At 29.3% G+C, this 20164-nt stretch carries 17 protein-coding genes; 9 read left to right on the top strand and 8 right to left on the bottom strand.

Annotated elements, in window-relative coordinates; genetic code table 11:
* Window positions 1-12 precede the first annotated feature (12 nt).
* Together ASC36_RS01550 and ASC36_RS01545 are read left to right on the top strand one after the other, a co-directional pair.
* Window positions 13-351 (top strand): hypothetical protein, encoded by a 339-nt coding sequence (locus ASC36_RS01550; protein WP_055424730.1) that lies wholly within the window; start codon window positions 13-15, stop codon window positions 349-351.
* A complete protein-coding gene (locus ASC36_RS01545) occupies window positions 329-721 on the top strand; it encodes a hypothetical protein (RefSeq protein ID WP_167336862.1) in 393 nt (130 codons plus the stop codon). Before ASC36_RS01550 ends, ASC36_RS01545 begins: the two co-directional genes overlap by 23 nt.
* Before the next feature lie 124 nt (window positions 722-845).
* Here ASC36_RS01545 and ASC36_RS01540 read toward each other — a convergent pair whose 3' ends face one another.
* From ASC36_RS01540 to ASC36_RS01520, 5 genes are all read right to left on the bottom strand, one after another.
* Complete coding sequence (locus ASC36_RS01540; RefSeq protein WP_055424728.1) at window positions 846-1118, bottom strand: HU family DNA-binding protein; 273 nt, start codon at window positions 1116-1118, stop codon at window positions 846-848.
* Between the two features lie 153 nt (window positions 1119-1271).
* Entirely contained in the window at window positions 1272-2327 is a 1056-nt protein-coding gene (locus tag ASC36_RS01535; RefSeq protein ID WP_055424727.1) for a diphosphomevalonate/mevalonate 3,5-bisphosphate decarboxylase family protein, read from the bottom strand.
* Window positions 2320-3333: an NAD-dependent epimerase/dehydratase family protein gene (locus ASC36_RS01530; protein WP_055424726.1), complete on the bottom strand. Its 1014-nt coding sequence runs from the start codon at window positions 3331-3333 to the stop codon at window positions 2320-2322. The genes ASC36_RS01535 and ASC36_RS01530 overlap by 8 nt, the downstream gene beginning before the upstream one ends.
* 542 nt (window positions 3334-3875) lie before the next feature.
* Complete coding sequence (locus tag ASC36_RS01525) at window positions 3876-4880, bottom strand: acyltransferase family protein (protein WP_055424725.1); 1005 nt, start codon at window positions 4878-4880, stop codon at window positions 3876-3878.
* A gap of 249 nt (window positions 4881-5129) precedes the next feature.
* Window positions 5130-5690 carry a helix-turn-helix domain-containing protein gene (locus ASC36_RS01520; RefSeq protein WP_055424724.1) on the bottom strand — a complete coding sequence of 187 codons (561 nt, stop codon included), beginning with the start codon at window positions 5688-5690 and terminating at the stop codon, window positions 5130-5132.
* Between the two features lie 130 nt (window positions 5691-5820).
* Between ASC36_RS01520 and rpe the strand changes: the two genes are divergently transcribed.
* The 7 genes from rpe (at window position 5821) to ASC36_RS01485 (ending at window position 15848) form a co-directional block, all read left to right on the top strand.
* Window positions 5821-6474: a ribulose-phosphate 3-epimerase gene (gene rpe, locus ASC36_RS01515; protein WP_055424723.1), complete on the top strand. Its 654-nt coding sequence runs from the start codon at window positions 5821-5823 to the stop codon at window positions 6472-6474.
* A gap of 17 nt (window positions 6475-6491) precedes the next feature.
* Complete coding sequence (locus tag ASC36_RS01510) at window positions 6492-7370, top strand: diacylglycerol/lipid kinase family protein (protein ID WP_055424722.1); 879 nt, start codon at window positions 6492-6494, stop codon at window positions 7368-7370.
* 401 nt (window positions 7371-7771) lie between these two features.
* Entirely contained in the window at window positions 7772-10531 is a 2760-nt protein-coding gene (locus tag ASC36_RS01505; RefSeq protein ID WP_055424721.1) for a 2-oxoglutarate dehydrogenase E1 component, read from the top strand.
* Window positions 10532-10557: 26 nt separating this feature from the next.
* Complete coding sequence (gene odhB, locus ASC36_RS01500; RefSeq protein WP_055424720.1) at window positions 10558-11778, top strand: 2-oxoglutarate dehydrogenase complex dihydrolipoyllysine-residue succinyltransferase; 1221 nt, start codon at window positions 10558-10560, stop codon at window positions 11776-11778.
* 96 nt (window positions 11779-11874) lie between these two features.
* Window positions 11875-13185, top strand: coding sequence for a S28 family serine protease (locus ASC36_RS01495; protein WP_055424719.1), 1311 nt, complete (start codon window positions 11875-11877; stop codon window positions 13183-13185).
* 405 nt (window positions 13186-13590) lie between these two features.
* Window positions 13591-14415, top strand: coding sequence for a lysophospholipid acyltransferase family protein (locus ASC36_RS01490; protein WP_055424718.1), 825 nt, complete (start codon window positions 13591-13593; stop codon window positions 14413-14415).
* An 86-nt stretch (window positions 14416-14501) separates the two neighbouring features.
* Window positions 14502-15848 (top strand): UDP-N-acetylmuramate--L-alanine ligase, encoded by a 1347-nt coding sequence (locus ASC36_RS01485; protein WP_055424717.1) that lies wholly within the window; start codon window positions 14502-14504, stop codon window positions 15846-15848.
* Between the two features lie 533 nt (window positions 15849-16381).
* Here the strand turns inward: ASC36_RS01485 and recN are convergent.
* Genes recN through coaBC form a run of 3 tightly spaced genes read right to left on the bottom strand, consistent with a single transcriptional unit; the run spans window position 16382 to window position 20164 of the window.
* Window positions 16382-18034 carry a DNA repair protein RecN gene (recN, locus tag ASC36_RS01480; RefSeq protein WP_073961180.1) on the bottom strand — a complete coding sequence of 551 codons (1653 nt, stop codon included), beginning with the start codon at window positions 18032-18034 and terminating at the stop codon, window positions 16382-16384.
* A gap of 5 nt (window positions 18035-18039) precedes the next feature.
* Window positions 18040-18972 (bottom strand): type IX secretion system protein PorD, encoded by a 933-nt coding sequence (gene porD, locus ASC36_RS01475; RefSeq protein ID WP_245630716.1) that lies wholly within the window; start codon window positions 18970-18972, stop codon window positions 18040-18042.
* Window positions 18953-20164, bottom strand: coding sequence for a bifunctional phosphopantothenoylcysteine decarboxylase/phosphopantothenate--cysteine ligase CoaBC (gene coaBC, locus ASC36_RS01470; RefSeq protein ID WP_055424715.1), 1212 nt, complete (start codon window positions 20162-20164; stop codon window positions 18953-18955). The genes porD and coaBC overlap by 20 nt, the downstream gene beginning before the upstream one ends.

The raw sequence follows: 20164 nt of genomic DNA, 5'->3' as shown, positions 1-20164 counted from the left end.
TATATTTTAATTATGCTAGGTTTTTTAAAAAAATATATCAATAACAGAATTGAACTTTTAAAATTGGATTTGACAGAGACCATTTCCGGATTATTAAGTATAATAATTTGCATCATTATAATATTCAGTATAGGAATGATGTTTCTGTTTTTAGCCAGTTTGGCTTTTGGTATAATGATGGGTACTCATTTTAATAATATGGGTTTAGGGATTTTACTTATTTCCTGTATATATTTCATAATTTTTATTATTCTTCTTTCCAATTATTCAAATATTAGAAAATATATTATGAAAAAAATCATTGAATTGCATTTAAATGTAAAAGAAAATGAACTTAATGACAAAAACTAACGGAAAATACACATATGATGACTTTTTATTACGTAAGCGCGTATTAAAAAATGAGATTTTTGATATGGAGAATAAACTTTCACTAGAGCATTTACCCAAAGCATTAGGTTTAATTAGTGATAATGTACGAGATAAGGCTTTACATCTGGTCAACAGTCCCAGTCTCTTAAATTTGCTGATTAATTTTGCAATAGGATTCGGTACTGAAAAGATGGTATCAAAGTTTGTTAATAAGAAAACCCTATCAGGAAAATTAATTCTATTAGCTTCTTCGTATATAACTCCGATGCTACTATCAAAAGGTAAAAACGTTTTATCAAATATTCGTAATAAAAATCAAGCAAAAGCTTTAAATAATTTTACTGAATAGGATAAAATTTAATTGGGTTTTAGTAATGCTAGAAGAAATATCTATAATTTATTAAGTATAAAAATAAAAAAGGCTGTGTTTAAACAGCCCTTTTTATTTTTTAAATTTAATTATTTTAGCTTATCTAGTTAACTGCAGAAGATAATTCTGCGCCTGCTTTAAATTTAGCAACTTTCTTTGATGGAATTTTAATTTTAGCTTTAGTTTGAGGATTAATTCCTTCTCTTGCGCTTCTTTCAGAAACTGAAAAAGTCCCAAAACCTACAAGAGTAACTTTATCTCCTTTTTTTAATACATTAGTAACATTATTCAAAAATGAATCTAAAGCTTTTTTTGCTGCCGCTTTAGTAATATCAGCATCTGCTGCAATTGCATCAATTAGTTCTGATTTGTTCATGATGATTTAATTTTAATAAGGTTATTTATCTTAATTTAACAAAGGTAGTATTTTGTTTGGTAAAAACAAGCATATTCTCTCTTTTTTTCGTTCTAATAAAGAATACTTTACATTTTTAAGTAAATAATCATGCTATTTATTTATCCCTTATATTTAAAATAAAACCCTATCTGATATTAAATTACCATTTTCTGTATATTTTATAAGATCATTTTTAATAAAACTGTTAATCACTCCTTTTTCTCTTTCGGGATAGAGTAAATGAATGTTAGCTCCGGCATCAAGGGTAAAATACAAATGTGATTTAGAATCTTGTCTGAATTTCCAAACCTTATTGATAATTGCTAATGTATTAGGCTTAATCAAAATATAGGGAGGAGAGGAGGTCATCATCATGGCATGAAGTGTTAACGCTTCGTGTTCAACTATTTCACCGAATATTTCCAAATCTCCGGATTGTATAATTTTACAAATTTCAGATAAATTTTTACTTGCTTGTTTGAAACGTGAAGTTGCATAAGGATGCTCTTTCATTAAGCTATGGCCAATTGAGCTGCTAACTTGTTTATTTCCTTCATGTACCAATAATATTGTATCTTGAATTTCTTTAAAAATGGGGGATATTTCATAGGGAAAAGGAATGGCATATAAATCGGAACATGAAATAATATCCGGGCTTTTTCCCCATACAACCAGACCCTTGTAAATAGACCTGCACGCGCTTCCTGACCCTAGCCTAGCCAAAAAAGAAGCTTTCGTTAACTTAAATTCTTTAGTATTACTTTCTCCTAATAATTCACTCATATTCATAAGACATAATGCTAATGCACCAAAACCGGACGCTGATGAGGCAATTCCACTACTATGAGGGAAAGAATTTTTTGTATGTATTGTATATGAGTAATTATCAATAAATGGTAAATACTTTTTAATGGAACGAAAATAAGTATATATCTTTGAAGCAAATCCTTCTTGAATTTGATTATCAAGATACAATTTAACAGAAAAGTTATCTGATTTTTTAAATTTAATAGTAGTTTCTGTAAAACTTTCGGTGAGGGTGTAACTTATAGAAGGATTTGCAGGTAATTGCATATCAAATTTACCCCAATATTTGACTAATGCTATGTTTGAACTGCATTTAGCTTTAATTTCTCCATGTTCAATATTTTTATACGATTCATATGGGATAAAATTTTCTTCAGTCATTATTTAATTTTTTATATTGTAGATAATTTTTAGCATGCATTTTTAAAGAATCCTGAATAGGTATGAATGGATATGATAACACTTTTTTTATCTTGTCATTAGAGTATTTGTTTTGAGAAGTTAAAGCTAAAAAGGCAGGCTTACTTATTTTTCTCTTAATGGGTAATAAATGAGAAAAAAGAGATATTTTTTTAAGCATAAAATTGGATATTTTAACGGGAGGTTTTCTTTTAAACTCTTTTCTTAACATGAACATGAGATCCATATAAGAGACATTATCTGCAGTCAAAATAAATTTATCATTGTGTATAGTTGGATCATCCATGAGCCTAATGCATATTTCCGCAACATCTGAAGCATCAATAAACCCGGTATTACCTGTTGTATAATATGCTCGATTTGAATATGCTCTGTCATAAAGTATCCCATTACCTCGCTTCCAATTACCCGAACCTAACACTATACCCGGATGTACAACCAATACGTTTAATCCTTCTTGTGATCCTCTCCATACTTCCATTTCAGCTCCATATTTTGAGCATGCATAGGAAGAATGATTGAATTTAAAATTCCACTCAGCATTTTCATTGATATATAATTGCTCAAAATTGGAGTCTAATGTAGCTATAGAACTGATAAAACAAAATTTATATATATTATTGTTAATAGATAAATTTACCATATTTTGAGTTCCCTCAATATTTATTTTATGTAATTCTTTTTTATCTTTTTCTTCAAAACTAACTTTTCCGGCTACATGATATACTTCTGTTATATCGGAAAAAGCTTCTTGTAAAGATGTAATATCGAGAATATCTCCTTTTACCCATTGTAATGATTCAAATAATTTTTTAAATCTTTTTGGCTCATATAATCTAAACAAGTCATAAACCTCATGTTTGGAAGAATCAGTTCTATATAAAACTTTAACCTGCTTAGATTTACCGGCTAACTTTAGTAATAGGTAGCTACCTACTAAACCCGTACCTCCTGTAACTAATATCATAATGAATTGCTAAATTACTGATTTTTAATTATATTTCTCATTGAACTTAGGATAAATTTTTGAATTCTTTAGCAATAAGTTTTATTGAATTTTACCAATTACTATTTTTTCAAATTCTGCATACGATTAATCTAATTAACTTTTAAAAAATATATAAATTATTTATACCTTAATATAATTATTTGTAAAAATACTATTTTAAAATATATTTTTTTAGATTTAGTAAATTATATGACAAGTTAAATTAAAACTTGATATTATTGTAAAGAAGCTTTAAGTATGAATGAATATTTATAATAAGGTCAAATTGTTAACAATTGCATACACAATTGTAAAATTATGATCATGTTGATTTTATATTATAATTTATATGTACTTGTGTTGATACTCTAATTGTGAAAGAGAATAAATCAAGTTTATGCATCTAAAATTAATTTTTATAAAATGCATATTTGAATCAATTCATAATTGTATTATATCAATGAAATTATATTTATATTATTAATAATAAAAATGCCTGTAATAATTTACAGACATTTTTATTATTTTTTTTGAAAAAACATAATTGGATTCATCCAATATTGAATCGGCTTTATTTCAGATAAATATAAACTTATAATCGCAATTACCATTGCTAATGGAAACTCAAAAAGAATTGGATAAGATATGTTTATTGGAGGAAGCAAATACATTCTGATTCCCGCGATAGTAAATATAACACAAGGATGCACTAAAAATATACCAAAAGAATATTTCCCTAATTTATAGAAATAATCTGTGGCCAAATTTATCACACAATTAATACTGATTATACTAATTAAGTAGAAAGAAGCTCTATATAATAATCCTTGGAAAACAGTTGGATAAGTAGATTTATAAGAACCCTCTCCAAAAGTAGACATTACAAAATAAAATAGGTTTTTACTCAGAAATAAACCAATAAATATTATCAATAATATAATAATTGGAAATATGGGTTTAATTTTTCTAATTCTATTGAACATTTGTTCATTGCAATAATAACCTAAAACAAAATACGGGAAAAAGGTTATAACTCTAAATGCATTTAATTGTATATCAATAAAACCAAATAATAAAGGTACGATTAAAGATACACTGAATACTAAAGGGAATTTTAAATTAAATTTTGCAATATAGTATATAAGTAATCTCCAAACTAAGAGTCCAACTACATACCAAAGTCCTCCATAAGGAAGAATAAAAATAGAAATGATTTTTTCAATAATATTAAATCGTTCAGGCGGAAGTGTTACCGCTTGTACAATTATAAAAGGTATGGAATAGGTTAGTTGGGCTGCTAAGTAGGTGAGACCTAAAGATTTAAAAGACCTTTTATATTTATCCCATGTAACATTTTTTGAAAAATAGCCGGATATAAATATAAATAGTGGCATAGTGAAAGTCGAGAGAAAACTAACTAAGACTGCTGTTCCTCTATCTTTGTAAAGATTTTCAGTAGTATGAGCATATACTACAATACAAACTAATATAAATTTCAAAGAGTCAAAAGTCTTATTCCTGTTCATTGTTTATAAAGCAATTAAAATAGCGACGGCAAAACTATAAATATAATACTAAATGTCCAAATTATTAAGTGTATTATAAAAAAATTTATTTAACAAGTTAGATTTTATATATTAAATTATATAAAAAAAACAGATATCATAATCTTAATACCTGATAATTGGTATATTGTTATATTAATTAAAATTTATTTGCTAATATAGTACAATATTTTAAAATAAAAAGTAATATGTCATAATATTTTGGTAATATTATATTATATTATCTATGCTTTTTCTTTTTTTTATTTTCTGAGATTTGAATTGAGAAGGAGTTTGTCCGGTCATTTTTTTAAATTGAGCAGAAAGATGGGCCACACTGCTGTATCCTAACCTATAAGAAATTTCTGATAAATTTAATTCTTTATAAGACAATAATTCTTTTACCTTTTCAATTTTTTGTAGGATAATATAATGTTCGATGGTTATGCCTTCAATAGTTGAAAATAGTTTACTTAGATAAGAGTAATCTTTATTTAATTTTTCAGATAAAAATTCTGAATAGGTAATAGATTGTGCTTTATGTTCTCGAATTTGAGAAATTAATATTGACTTTATCTTTTCAATTATTTTTTGATTAGAATCACTAATAAGTTCAAAACCAAGTTTTTCCAATTTGATGTTAAATATATGCTTCTCTTCATCACTCATTTCATCATTTAAAGTAACTTCTCCCAGCTCAATATTGACAGGTTTTATATGAATTTCTTTCAAAATTTCCTTAACTGCAAGAATACATCGAGCACAAACCATATTTTTAATATATAAAGTCATACTTGAAATTTTATACAAATGTAATGCCTAAATTCATCAATATAAAGTAAAGCTTATTAACATTTATTCTTATTTATAAGATAAATTTCAGTGCCTGATAATAAATTGTTTTTTAAATTTGTATAAAAAAATGGCATTATTGGCACCTTCCATTCTTTCTGCTAACTTTGGTAATTTAGATAAAGATTTGGATATGATTAATTCGAGCGAAGCCGATTGGTTTCATATAGATATTATGGATGGGGTATTTGTTCCTAATATCTCTTTTGGGTTTCCGGTTTTAGAAGCAATCAATAAAAAAGCTAAAAAGATTAAGGATGCTCATTTAATGATCATTAATCCTGATCAATATTTTCAAACTTTTAAAAAGTTAGGTATAGATTATATAACTATCCATTATGAAGCATGTATACATCTAAATAGAACTATTCAAGAAATTAAAAATTTGAATATGAAAGCCGGTGTAGCGTTGAGTCCTCATACTAATACAAATTTATTGGAAGATATTATTGATGATTTGGATTTAGTGTTAGTGATGAGTGTAAATCCCGGATTCGGCGGTCAAAAATTTATTGAAAATACTTATAGAAAGATAGCCAGTTGTAAGGATCTTATTATTCGAAAAAATTCCAAAGCATTGATACAAGTTGATGGAGGAGTCTGCTTAGAAAATGCAAAAAAACTTACTGATTCCGGAGCAGATGTATTGGTTGCCGGAAGTTGTATTTTTAATGCTAAAGATCCTTTACAAATGATAAAAGATTTAAAAATAAGTACTAAATAAGTTCATTGAAAATTTTAATGAAAGATAAAAAAATTCATTTTATCATCAACCCAATATCCGGTAAAGGAATAGGTAGTAAGGTAAAAAATAGGATTGAAGAAATTTTTGTAAACTACAATAAACAAATCAAAGTAACAAGAAAAAAAGATGATGGGTATAACTATGCATTGCAATCCATTGAAGATGGGGCTGACATTATCGTCAGTTGTGGTGGAGACGGAACCCTCAATGAAGTTGCAACAGCCTTAGTAAATAAACAAGTCTCATTAGCGATCGTACCGATAGGATCCGGAAATGGATTGGCAAGACATTTAAATATCCCTCTTGCTTTTGAAGATTCTTTACAATTGATAAAATCTTCCAAGAAAATTATAAAAACAATTGATTGTGGAAAGATTAACGATAAGTATTTCTTTAGTAATGCCGGTATAGGCTTTGATGCCACCATCGTGAATGTTTATGCACACCAAAAGAAAAGGCAATTATTGGGATATGTTAAAAGTTCAATACTAAGTATATTTAAATTTAAGCCCATTCAAATTGATTTGCATTCTGAAGTAAAAAATTATAAGGGAAAAGCTATGATGTTAAATATCTCTAACAGTAATTGTTTAGGATATGGTTTTTCCATATCACCTAATGCCTCATTACAAGATGGAAAATTTGATATTAACTTGATAGCTCAATGTTCCTGGAGTGTATTTGGTTTACTGGGTATAGGATATTTATTTAAAGCTAATTTAGGGAGTAAGAAAAAAATGTTTTTTAAATCCAATCAATTAGAAATTTATTTTGATTCTAATTTTTTACAAATTGATGGTGAATATATACCCGAATCAACTAAAAAACTGAATATTTGCTTATTGCCTAAATCAGTTAAGGTGTTAGTAGGTTAAAATAATTAATACATTCATAATTTGTGCTGCTTATTGTCAATATTCCATCACGTAATTTATGCATAATAAATTAAGAAGTATACTATACTACATTTCTACAAGTTTTCCGATTAAGTGAAACAATTAGTTCACTTAAAGTTTAGATAAACTCCAGAATAGTTTAAATTATAATAAAATTAGAATAGTTATCAATTAGTTATTTAATATGATATACATGTAGAATATATTTATATCAATATACTTATAAATTAAAAAATAAGATTATTTTTTTTTAAATAATTACTTACTAATTGATATATAATTTATAATATAAAAAATATTTACTTTGAAGGTATTATCAAAATCATTAGATTTGAACCTGTTCAGTAAATAAAATATACCCGTTTAAAGCAAAAAATAAAATGGACCAATTTTCATTTTTAAATGCAATCAATTTAGAACATATAGATGAATTGTACCAAAAATATTTAAGATTTCCCGATAGCATAGAACCCAGCTGGAGAAGTTTTTTTCAAGGATTTGATTTTGCAAACAAATTCTATAATAAAATATCTATCAATAAGTTGAATAACGATACTAACTCTTTTAATAGATGCGAAATTTCGGAAGATATAATAAGAGAATTTAAAATAATAAATTTGATAAATGGTTACAGAACAAGAGGTCATTTGTTTACTAAAACGAATCCGGTTAGACAAAGAAGAACCTATACTCCCGATTTAAGTATTGAAAATTTCGGTCTTAGTGAGTCAGATTTAACAGTACCCGTTAATGGTAAAATAATAGGGGTGGAAGGCGAATATACCCTAAAGGAAATAATTGATATACTTAATAAAGAATATTGCAGCTCCATTGGTATAGAATACATGTATATTCGAAAACCCGAAGAAATTCTTTGGATTCAGAATTGGATAAACCAAAACTTTAATCAGCCGGTATTGGATGTAGAAGAGAAGAAAAGAATATTAAAAAAATTGTCACATGCCGTTGCTTTCGAAAACTTCTTACATACCAAATTTGTAGGTCAAAAAAGATTTTCTTTAGAGGGAGGAGAAACTTTGATTCCCGCATTAGATGAAATTATTAATCATTCATCAGAATTGGGAGTTGAAGAAATTGTTATCGGAATGGCACATAGAGGTAGATTAAATGTTTTAGCCAATATATTTAATAAATCATATTCACAAATATTTACTGAATTTGAAGGGAAAGATTACTTAGAGACTATATTTTCAGGAGATGTAAAGTATCATTTGGGTGCCTCTAATAATTATATTACAAAAAAAGGTAAAACCGTAAAAATAAGTTTAGCTCCTAATCCTTCGCATTTGGAAACAGTGGATGCTATTGTTGAAGGAATCGTAAGAGCCAAAACAGACCATGACTATCAAGAAGATTACGGTAAAGTAATGCCTATACTTATACATGGAGATGCTGCAATCGCCGCACAAGGTATTGTGTATGAAGTAATCCAAATGATGAACTTGGAGGGTTATAAAACAGGAGGAACCATTCATATAGTAATCAATAATCAGATAGGGTTTACCACCAATTATTTAGACGCACGTTCCAGCACCTATTGTACAGATATTGCCAAAACGGTTTTATGTCCGGTGCTGCACGTAAATGCAGACGATGCGGAAGCAGTAATTCATGCAATACGATTTGCATCCGATTATAGAAATACTTTTAACAAAGATGTTTTTATTGACCTCCTAGGATATAGAAAATATGGACATAATGAAGGCGATGAGCCACGATTTACACAACCACAATTATATAAAATAATTGAAAATCATCCGAATCCCAGAGAGATTTACCGGGCAAAGCTTGAAAAAGATGATATCATTACCAAAAAAATGGTAGCTGATAGTGATGAAGAATATAGAAAATTGCTGGATAAGAATTTGGAAGTTTCTAAAGAAATAGAACAAGCTACCATTGAATTATTCATGCAACATGAACGAAAAGACTTTGATAGAGTAGGAGCCACTGAGCTTTTAGCTTCCGTAGATACCACTTTTCCATTGGATAAACTGCGTTCCATAGCATATAAAATAACCGAAGTTCCTGAAGGAAAGAACCTTTTTAATAAAACCAAACGTTTACTGAAACAAAGGCGGGATATGATAGAAATTACCCATAAAATTGACTGGGGAATGGTAGAATTACTGGCTTACGGAACTTTACTTACAGAAGGACATCATGTTCGATTATCCGGAGAAGATGTTGAAAGAGGAACTTTTTCACATCGACACGCGGTAATAAAAACTGAAGATACAGAAGAAGAAATTATTCTTTTAAATAGCTTAAATACAAAAGCAAAATTTTATGTTTATAATTCTTTACTATCAGAATATGGAGTTTTGGGATTTGAATATGGCTATGCTATGACTTCTCCTTATTCGCTTACTATTTGGGAAGCGCAGTTTGGAGATTTTGCTAACGGAGCACAAATTGTGATTGATCAATACCTGTCGGCTGCAGAAGATAAATGGAAAATGCAAAACGGATTAGTAATGTTGTTACCTCATGGCTTTGAAGGCCAAGGTGCAGAACATTCTTCGGCGAGGATTGAGCGATTTTTGTCATTATGTGCTAATGGAAATATGTATGTGGTAAATGCAACTACTCCGGCAAATTTCTTTCACTCATTAAGAAGGCAATTGAAAACTAATTATAGAAAACCGTTAATTGTTTTCTCCCCCAAAAGCTTATTAAGACATTCTCAAGTAGTGTCTACCTTAGATGAATTAGCTGAAGGAGGATTTAAGGAAGTAATTGACGATGCAAAGGCTGATGTAGAAAAAGTAACCCGTATAGTTCTTTGTTCAGGTAAATTGTTTTATGAATTGGATAAGAAAAGAGATGAACTTAATGAAGAACGAATTGCCATAGTGCGTTTAGAACAATTATATCCCTTACATTGGGATAAAATACATCAGGCATTAAATAAATATACTTTTAGAAAAGAATTAATTTGGGCACAAGAAGAACCGGAGAATATGGGAGCATGGTGGTATATACTTAAAGAATTTAGAAAATTTAATATAAAAGGTATATATACATCCGAAAGTAGTTCTCCTTCACCGGGCTCTCATAAAAGATACGATAAAATACAGAAAAATCTGATTAATTCTGTGTTTGAAAATGTAAAATAAACCCTTAAAATAAAATATTAGAACTTATGATATTTGAAATGAAAATTCCCTCTCCCGGGGAATCAATAACAGAAGTAGAAATTTCAACCTGGTTGGTTAAAGATGGAGATTACGTGGTAAAAGATCAGACTATAGCAGAAATAGACAGTGATAAAGCCACATTGGACCTTCCGGCGGAAGCTTCAGGTAAAATAATTTTGAAAGCTCAAGAAGGTGATACAATTCAGGTAGGACATATTATATGCTTAATCGATACGGATACCGTTAATACAATAAATGACAATATAGATACTATACAAAATGAAAAAGAAGGAGCTGCTCATACAAAAGATTCTGGAAACTATCAAGAATTACCGTCAAATTCTTATGCAAAAGGAACCTGTTCACCGGCTGCCAGAAAAATAGTTAAAGAAAAAAATATTTCCCCTGCCGATATACAAGGAACAGGAAAAGATGGAAGAATTACTAAGAATGATGCATTACAAGCTGTACCGTCCCTGGGAAACTCAACAGGTAATGGAGTCAGGACCTATCAATCAGTTAAGTTATCGGCTCTTAGAAGAAAAATAGCTGAAAGATTGGTATCCGTTACAAACCAAACCGCCATGTTGACCACTTTTAATGAAGTGGATATGAGTGAAATTTATCGTATAAGAAATCAATATAAAGAGGAATTCAAAAATAAACACAATGTAGGTTTAGGCTTTATGTCTTTTTTTACTTTAGCTGTTGTAAGAGCATTGCAGCTTTTTCCGGATGTAAATTCAATGATTGACGGGGATAATAAAATCACCTATGATTTTCAAGATATCAGCATAGCTGTATCCGGTACTAAAGGATTGATGGTTCCGGTGCTTAGAAATGCAGAAACGATGACATTTAGGGGAGTGGAGCAAAATATAAAGAATCTTGCAGATAAAGTCAGAGACGGAAGAATTACCGTGGATGAAATGACCGGAGGAACATTCACTATTACTAATGGAGGAGTCTTTGGATCCATGTTATCCACACCTATCATAAATCCACCACAAAGTGCAATTCTTGGAATGCATAACATTATAGAGCGACCTGTTGTTAAAAATAAACAAGTTGTTATTGCCCCCATGATGTATATCGCTCTCTCTTATGATCATAGAATTATTGATGGAAAAGAATCAGTTAGCTTTCTGGTAGCAGTGAAAGATGCTCTTGAAAATCCTTTGGAACGCTTGATGAATAATAATATAAATAAGGCATTAGAATTATAAAAAATAATATAGCTGATGTTTGCGGTTGTATTCATGTAATACTTTTTTATTATATAAATAATACATCATAAAAGCAAGCATTTAATATATGTTAATATGAAAAGAATACATTTATTCATTATTATACTATTTTCCTTTTATATTTTATCAGGTCAAGAATCAGACAGGAAAAAACTAGAAGAATTTTTATCAAAACAACAAGATTTAACATTTGAAAAAATAGAAACTTTAAAAGGTGGTCCCTTAAAATATAAATTATCAATTAAACAACCCTTAGATTGGTCGGATCCGCTTAAAAATTATTTTAACCAACAGGTCATCTTGACGCATACAGGTTTTAATAATCCCATGGTAATGGACACGCAAGGTTATCAGATGTATAATGTTAAAAACGAGTTACAGCAAATATTAAATTCAAATTTCTTAAATATAGAACATAGATATTTTGGAGAGTCCACACCCGATTCAATCATTTTTAGCTGGAAATATTTGACTCTTAATAATGTAGCTCATGATTTACATCATATAAATGAAATATTTAAAAAAATATATGGAGAAAAATGGATAAGTACAGGTATTAGTAAAGGTGGCCAAACAACAATCTATTATCGGTATTTTTTTCCGGAGGACGTAGATGTATCTATTCCTTATGTGGCTCCCATAAATTATTCACTAGAAGATCCCAGAATATATGATTTTTTAGACCATGTGGGTACTGAAAAATGCAGAAAAAAAATTAAAGATTTTCAACTGTTTTTACTACGTAATGAAGAAGAAGCGTTAAAATACGTAAAAGCATATTCTGATATGAAAGGTCTTACATATAATTATGTAGGATCAATAGGCAAAGCATTTGAATATACTGTTTTGGAATATCCATTTTCATTTTGGCAATGGGGATATTCATGTGATTCCATATCTCAATTAATCGATATTGCCCAAGGAGTAGATTATCTTATTAATTCAGTTGATATAAGTTTTTTTAGTGATCAGGAAATAAAACAATATGCCCCCCATTATTATCAGGCAGCCGTGGAAATGGGATATTACGGTTATGATGTTTCACCATTTAAAGACTATTTAAATTATTTTAATGAAAATCCTTTGGCAGTATTTCCACCTAAAGAAGCTGGAAAAATAACTTTTTCGTCGAAACTCAATGCGAACTTAAAAAATTGGTTAAATTCTAATGGGAATAATTTCATATACATTTATGGAGAATTGGACACCTGGAGTGCCACAAAAGTTATACCTACACACAATACCAATTCCATTATATTGGAACTTGTCGGAGCTAACCACGCATCTGCTAGAATCAAAAATATGAATCAGGCCATGAGGCAGCAAATTAGTGATATTTTATATCAATGGATAGGTATTAGACCGAACTATGATCTTCTATATTAAAATAGTCTAATAAAATTTTAAATAGAAAATTAGATCTGAATTTTATTATACCTCGAAGAAATAGATTTTGTAATTCAAGATTTATATATCATAATTTTTTTTATTCATTTAATTTTAATACGATTTAATTGAAATTAATATAGTAATTGAGTAAATAATAAAAAATTTATTTATCAATAATTAATAAGATATAAATAATATTATTGTGTAAAAATAGACTTTTATATAGTAATAATTAATTGACAAATTGTAAAATGCATATATTTTAATTAATATTTAATTAACAAAAATTCTGCATATAAATTATAATTTTGTGAAGTCATTATATTTTATAATGAAATGGACAAAACAAGTTATAATTTTAAAAAGTAATAAATTTGCAATTTTTAAAATCTGGATGAAAAAATGGAAAAAGGAAAGAAGAAGAAAAGAATATTTAGAGATGCATTTGGTCACTGGTTTGTCCTAAAAAGATTTCTCATATTTACCTTTGGGGTAATATCTTATAATAGGTTCAACGGATTTAATAAATTGAAACTTAAAGGAACAGAAAATCTTTTAAAACTCCCGGATACCAATGTATTATTTGTATCCAATCATCAAACCTATTTTGCGGATGTATTTGCTATGTACCATGTATTTGGGGCCGTAAAGCATGGCTATATTGACACAATTAAAAATCCCATATATCTGTTAGACCCCAAAATAGATCTATATTATGTGGCGGCAAAAGAAACCATGAATAAGGGAATACTAGCAAAATTATTCTCCTTGGCCGGTGCTATAACCGTAAAACGAACCTGGAGAGATGCCGGCAAAAATGTAAACCGAATAGTGGATATGAGTGAGATTGATAATATTTTGAAGGCTTTGAATAGTGGATGGGTAGTTACATTCCCACAAGGTACCGTAACCCCTTGGTCTCCCGGTAGAAGAGGGGCTGCAAAAATTATTAAAAAAAATAAGCCCATTGTAATTCCGGTTGTAATCGATGGATTTAGAAGGGCTTTTGATAAAAAAGGTCTGATAGTAAAAAAACGGGGAGTTGAACCTAAAATGACATTTAAAGCCCCTTTGGAGATAGATTATGAGAACGAAAATGCAAATGAAATACTGGCAAAAATTATGATAGCAATAGAGCAAGATCCAAGTTTTTTAAAAGTCAAAACAGTTGAGGAATTAGAAGCAGAAAGGGAAGAAGAAAAAACCAGATCATTCTTTGAGCTTTAATTTATCACTAAGATAAAAAAAGACAACTATATTTAACTGTCATTTTTAGTTTAAAAAAGTATCTTTGTTTTGAAAAATATCGATAAATGAAAATACATTTTATTGCGATAGGTGGAAGTGCCATGCATAATTTGGCTTTAGCCTTAGCTCAAAAAGGCTATACTATTACAGGTTCAGACGATGCGATTTTTGAACCCTCTCTTTCAAGATTAAAAAAACAAGGTATTGCACCGGATCAACTGGGATGGTTTCCAAGCAAGATTACTGCGGATCTAGATGCTGTAATTCTAGGTATGCATGCACACTCAGACAATCCGGAGCTTCGAAGAGCAAAAGAATTAAATTTAAAAATTTATTCATATCCTGAATTTTTATACGAACAATCTAAAAATAAAACTCGGGTGGTAATTGCAGGTTCTCACGGCAAAACCACTATAACCTCTATGATTCTCCATGTTCTAAACTATCATCATGTAGATGTCGATTTTATGGTTGGGGCTCAATTGGAAGGTTTTGATACTATGGTTAAACTAACAGATCATAATGAATTTATGGTATTAGAAGGAGATGAATATTTGTCTTCACCGATAGATTTACGTTCCAAATTTTTATTATACCAACCCAATATTGCTTTAATCAGTGGGATCGCTTGGGATCATATCAATGTTTTTTCAACTTTTGAAACTTATAAACAACAATTTATATCTTTTGTAAGTAGCGTAAGTCAAGGAGGTGCTTTAATCTATAACGAAGAAGATAAAGAAGTCGTAGACGTTGTGGAGCAATCAAATAATTATATAAAAAAATTTCCTTATCACACACCCGGTTATGCAATAAGAGATGAAAAAGTATACTTGCAAACATCTGAGGGAGAATTACAGTTGTCCTTATTTGGAAGACATAATCTTTTGAATTTGGAAGGAGCTCGGCTGGTATGTAATCAAATAGGTATTCAGAATGAAGAATTTTATGAAGCAATTATATCTTTTAAAGGAGCTTCTCAAAGACTGGAAAAAATATATGAAACAAAAGATTATATAGTATATAAAGATTTTGCACATGCTCCCTCAAAAGTGTTGGCAACAGTTAAAGCAGTTAAAGAAAATTTTTCCCATAAGCGCCTGGTAGCTTGTTTAGAATTACATACTTACAGCTCACTAAATCCTGAATTTTTAAAACAATACAAATATTCGTTAGAAGAAGCTGATGAAGCAATTGTTTTCTATAGTGAAGAAGCATTGAAAATTAAAAGAATGGAGCCGATTTCAGAAGAATTAATTAAAAATTCTTTTAAAAAAAGTGGTTTAAAAGTCTTTAGTGATTCTATATCATTGGAAAAATATTTAAAAGAAATTGATAAAACTAATTCTGTTTTTCTAATGATGAGCTCAGGAAATTATGGAGGCATAAATTTGAATTCAATTTTTAAATGAGTATTATTCTATAGATAAATATAGAAAACAAAAATCACTCTTATTAAGCTGATAAAAAGTGAGAAATACTTGTTTTTTATTTTCCATTTTGTGTCATTATTGTACACATACTCCTATAACTCAAATCATTTTTTGTATGTTTTTTGTATTAAAAATCAGGTATGTTGTAAACATGCAAACGGGTTATACATAACAAGGTATAAGGAATGGGGATAGTAAGAAAACAAAAAAACGGTATTTTAAGCCGTTTTTACATGGTTTTGCCCTGTTATGCAGGAGCTTGGCTACATAGGTATTTTATTAATCCTAATGTATCTTTTGTTTTGTTCATGGCTTCGAGGTAAAAACAATCTGAAATGCGCTAGTAATCGGCCTTTTTCGCCTTTTTTTATTTCTTTATTTGGGTGTTATTTGAATTAGAGAGTATAATTTCTATATATCATGTCTGAATGAAATAAAACAACAACTATAATGTTGCTATAGTTTTTTGAAAATATGGATTAATACATATGTTAAAAAATAATAAGTTAATATTATTTTAGTAATTCAAGAGCTTGTTTTCTAGCATTTTCAGTGATATTTGAACCACTTATTAGCTGTGCAATTTCCTCTACTCTTTCCTCGTGATTCAGTAAACGTATTCGAGTTTGAATTTCTCCCGAATTTTCTGTTTTTTCAACCTTAAAATGACTGTTTCCCTTTGCAGCTACTTGAGGTAAATGGGTAATGGAAATTAATTGCATGGATGAGGCCATTTGCTGCATTAATTTTCCCATTTCATTTGCTATTCGACCAGAAACACCGGTATCAATTTCGTCCAAAATTAAAGTTGGCAATGCTTCTTTTTCAGACATAATTTTTTTTATGGCTAACATAACTCTAGAACGTTCGCCGCCTGATATGGCTTTAGCTATTGGTTGTAGAGGTATACCGGCATTTGCGGAAAATAAAATACGAACGATGTCTGTGCCATATACAGTAAAATTATCCGATTTTTGAATGGAAATTTCAATTTTGGATTTTTCCATTCCTAAATAAGAAAGGTTTGAAAGTATTTTGTTTTCTAATTCAGGAATATGTTTAGCTCTAATGTTGTGAAGAAACTCCGCTAAATTAGCAAGTTGTGAAGAAAGTGCTTTAATTTTTTCTTGACATGCTAGGATTTGATTTTCCAAATTCAGCAAATCAGAGGTATCTTTGGATAAAGAATCACGTATTTCTTTCAATTCCTCTATACTGTTTACTTTGTGCTTACTATATAAAGAATGAATTAAATCAATTCTTTGCATAAGTTCTTCATATCGCAACGGATTAAAGTCTAATTTTTCCAGAAAAAATTCGGATTCAGAAGAAATATCTTGTAACTCCAGCCTAATACTACTTATTCTTTCTGATAATTTCATTAAATCGGAAGAATACTGAGAACCTTTATCCATACGGGAACATATTTCTCGTAATTGATTTAAAACACCAAGTTCATCATTATTAAGAATTTGTTTGATTTCAGTTAATATTTGAGCTAAATACTCTGAATTTTTCATTAAATTCAACTCATTTTCTAATTCAATATAATTGATTGAATCTAATTGGGAGTTGATCAACTCTTCTAATAAATAATTTTTATAATCAATCTCTTCCTTACCTAAAATCAATTTATCCTTTAAGTAGGTGAGCTTATTTTTTTCAAAGACGTATTTATGATAAACATTTTGATACTCTTTCAAATCTAAGGTAGTGCCCGAATAATTATCCAATAGATGAAGTTGGAATTTTTCATTCATAAGGTCTGATGAATCAAACTGAGAATGAATATCAATTAACTTTTTGGTCAAAGATTGTAATATAGTTAATGTAACCGGAGTATCATTAATAAAAGCCCTTGATTTACCGGAGGGTAATATTTCCCTTCTTATAATTGTGTTGGAATCAAAATCCAATTCGTTTTGAATAAAAAATTTACCAAATAGTTCATTATCCAACGTAAATTCCGCCTCTACGAAGCATTTTTCTTCGACATTTTTCAAAGATTTGTAATCTGCCCGTTCACCTAAGACTAATTTTAATGCTCCTAAAATTATGGATTTACCAGCCCCGGTTTCACCTGTAACAGTTACCATACCGGAGGGAAAGTCAATATCCAGCATATCTATCAATGCATAATTACGAATTGATAAATGACATAGCATAAATTTTAATTTTTAATTTTATTCCAGTAATCGTTACTATTTATTGGATTTATTTTTTGTAACAGAGTTTTTAATTCGGAAATGTTAATAGATGTAACCGGAATTCCGCCGGAGAAAATATTTGCTATTTCTTCGCGTTTTGCGGTTAAAAATAGATCTAAGGGATAAAACTGATAATTGGAAGAATATTCATTTAACTTCATTAAATAGGTTGCAATATGAGTTTTAGCTTGTAATTCATTGGAAGACATCACATCCAATCCCAAACGATGATAATTGTATGAAATATTTCTTAACATTTTTGATTTATCATTGACAATATCAGCAATAAGAGAACCTCTGGTTTTGGGACCATCAAAAGTATTCCATCCATTGTATCCCTGATTTATGGAATTATCCGATATTTTTTGAGCTTTATCAAAGTATTCAGTTCCGCCATATCTGGAAAATGTATCAGCATCATATCCAAGAATCATATAAATATAAAATGCAATTACATCGGTTAAATTTTTTCCACTGAAACGGGTTTCATTAAATACTAAGTTTTCGGATTCAATATAGTTAAATGTGAAATTGGTATCTTGATAATTTAGTACCGGAGTTATATAGGAAGAGTTATATACCGGTCTGCTGGATTGTATTAATAAAGTGGCTTTAAATTTATCTGTTGAAATCCTTTCATCAATAATAATTCCAAATGAACATTTAATACGTTCCTTCATTAACAATTTTTTATCCTGGATCCAATCTGTATTATTGATAAATTCTTTCAAATCTTTTTTCAATGTAGTAAAAACTTGATTGTTCGATCCTTGAACTTTACTAAAATTAATATTAACATCAGCCAATAGTTGTTGACAAGTAGCAAAAAGTGGTAATAACAGCAATAAAGTAAATAAAAATATATGTTTCATAACTTCAGGTTTTAATTTTTTCATGAATAGATTTTAAAATATTTTCAGCTACTTTTTCTTTGGTTTGAAGATCAAAATACTCTATATTCCCTTTATTGTCTAAAATGGTTATTTTATTGGTATCGTAAGAAAATCCGGCGCCTTTATCTTGTAAAGAATTTAAAACAATCATATTTAAATTCTTTTGTTGTAATTTTTTAAGAGCATTTTCCTCTTCATTATTAGTTTCAAGGGCAAATCCAACCAGAAATTGATTTCTTTTAGAAGCACCTAACTCTAAAAGTATATCTTTATTTTTTATTAAAGGTAAAGAAAATGATTCTTCATTTTTCTTAATTTTAATTTTAGATATTGTCTCAGGTCTATAATCGGATACTGCTGCAGCCATAATAACAATATCAATATTATTGTGATAATAGTCAATAACAGCTTGATACATTTCTTCAGAAGACATTACATTTATTCTTTCAATAGAAGAATAATGGGAAAGTTTTTGAGAGCAAGGACCGGATATTAGCGTAACATCTGCTCCTAACTTTTCGGATGCTTTAGCTATCTCGAAGCCCATTTTACCTGAAGAATGATTTCCTATAAATCGTACAGGATCAATAGGTTCATAAGTAGGACCGGCTGTAATCAAAATTTTCTTTTTATAGAAAATTAAATTTTTTCTTGCGAAATTTTCAATAAAATTTAAAATTTCTTCCGGTTCAGCCATTCTTCCTTCTCCCTCCAATCCACTGGCAAGTTCTCCTTTATTAGGAGGAATTAGGATATCTCCTTTTTGTTGAAGTTTTTCAATATTTTCTTTATTGAATGGATTTTTATACATGTCTAAATCCATTGCAGGAGCAAAGAAAACAACATTCTTTGCAGATAAATAGGTAGCTAAAGCTAAATTATCAGCTTTAGCACTTGCCATTTTAGACAAAGTATTAGAAGTTGCAGGGGCTACTACTATATAATCAGCACTTAAAGCTAAATCAACGTGATTGTTCCATTGTCCTGTTTTACCATCAAAAAATTGTGTATATACAGGATTTTTTGATAGAGTTGATAGTGTTAGCGGAGTTATAAAATTATGAGCCTCGGGGGTCATAATGATTTGAACTTCACACCCTCGTTTCACGAAAAGTCTTACAAGGGAAGCTGTCTTATAGGCAGCTATGCCACCCGTTATTATTACTATTATCTTTTTCCCTTCTAAAACCGACAT

This window comes from Apibacter mensalis, from assembly GCF_001418685.1.
GTDB classification, from domain to species: Bacteria; Bacteroidota; Bacteroidia; order Flavobacteriales; family Weeksellaceae; genus Apibacter; species Apibacter mensalis.
Note: the sequence above shows the minus strand (reverse complement) of the source record. Positions and strands in the feature narration are given on the sequence as shown.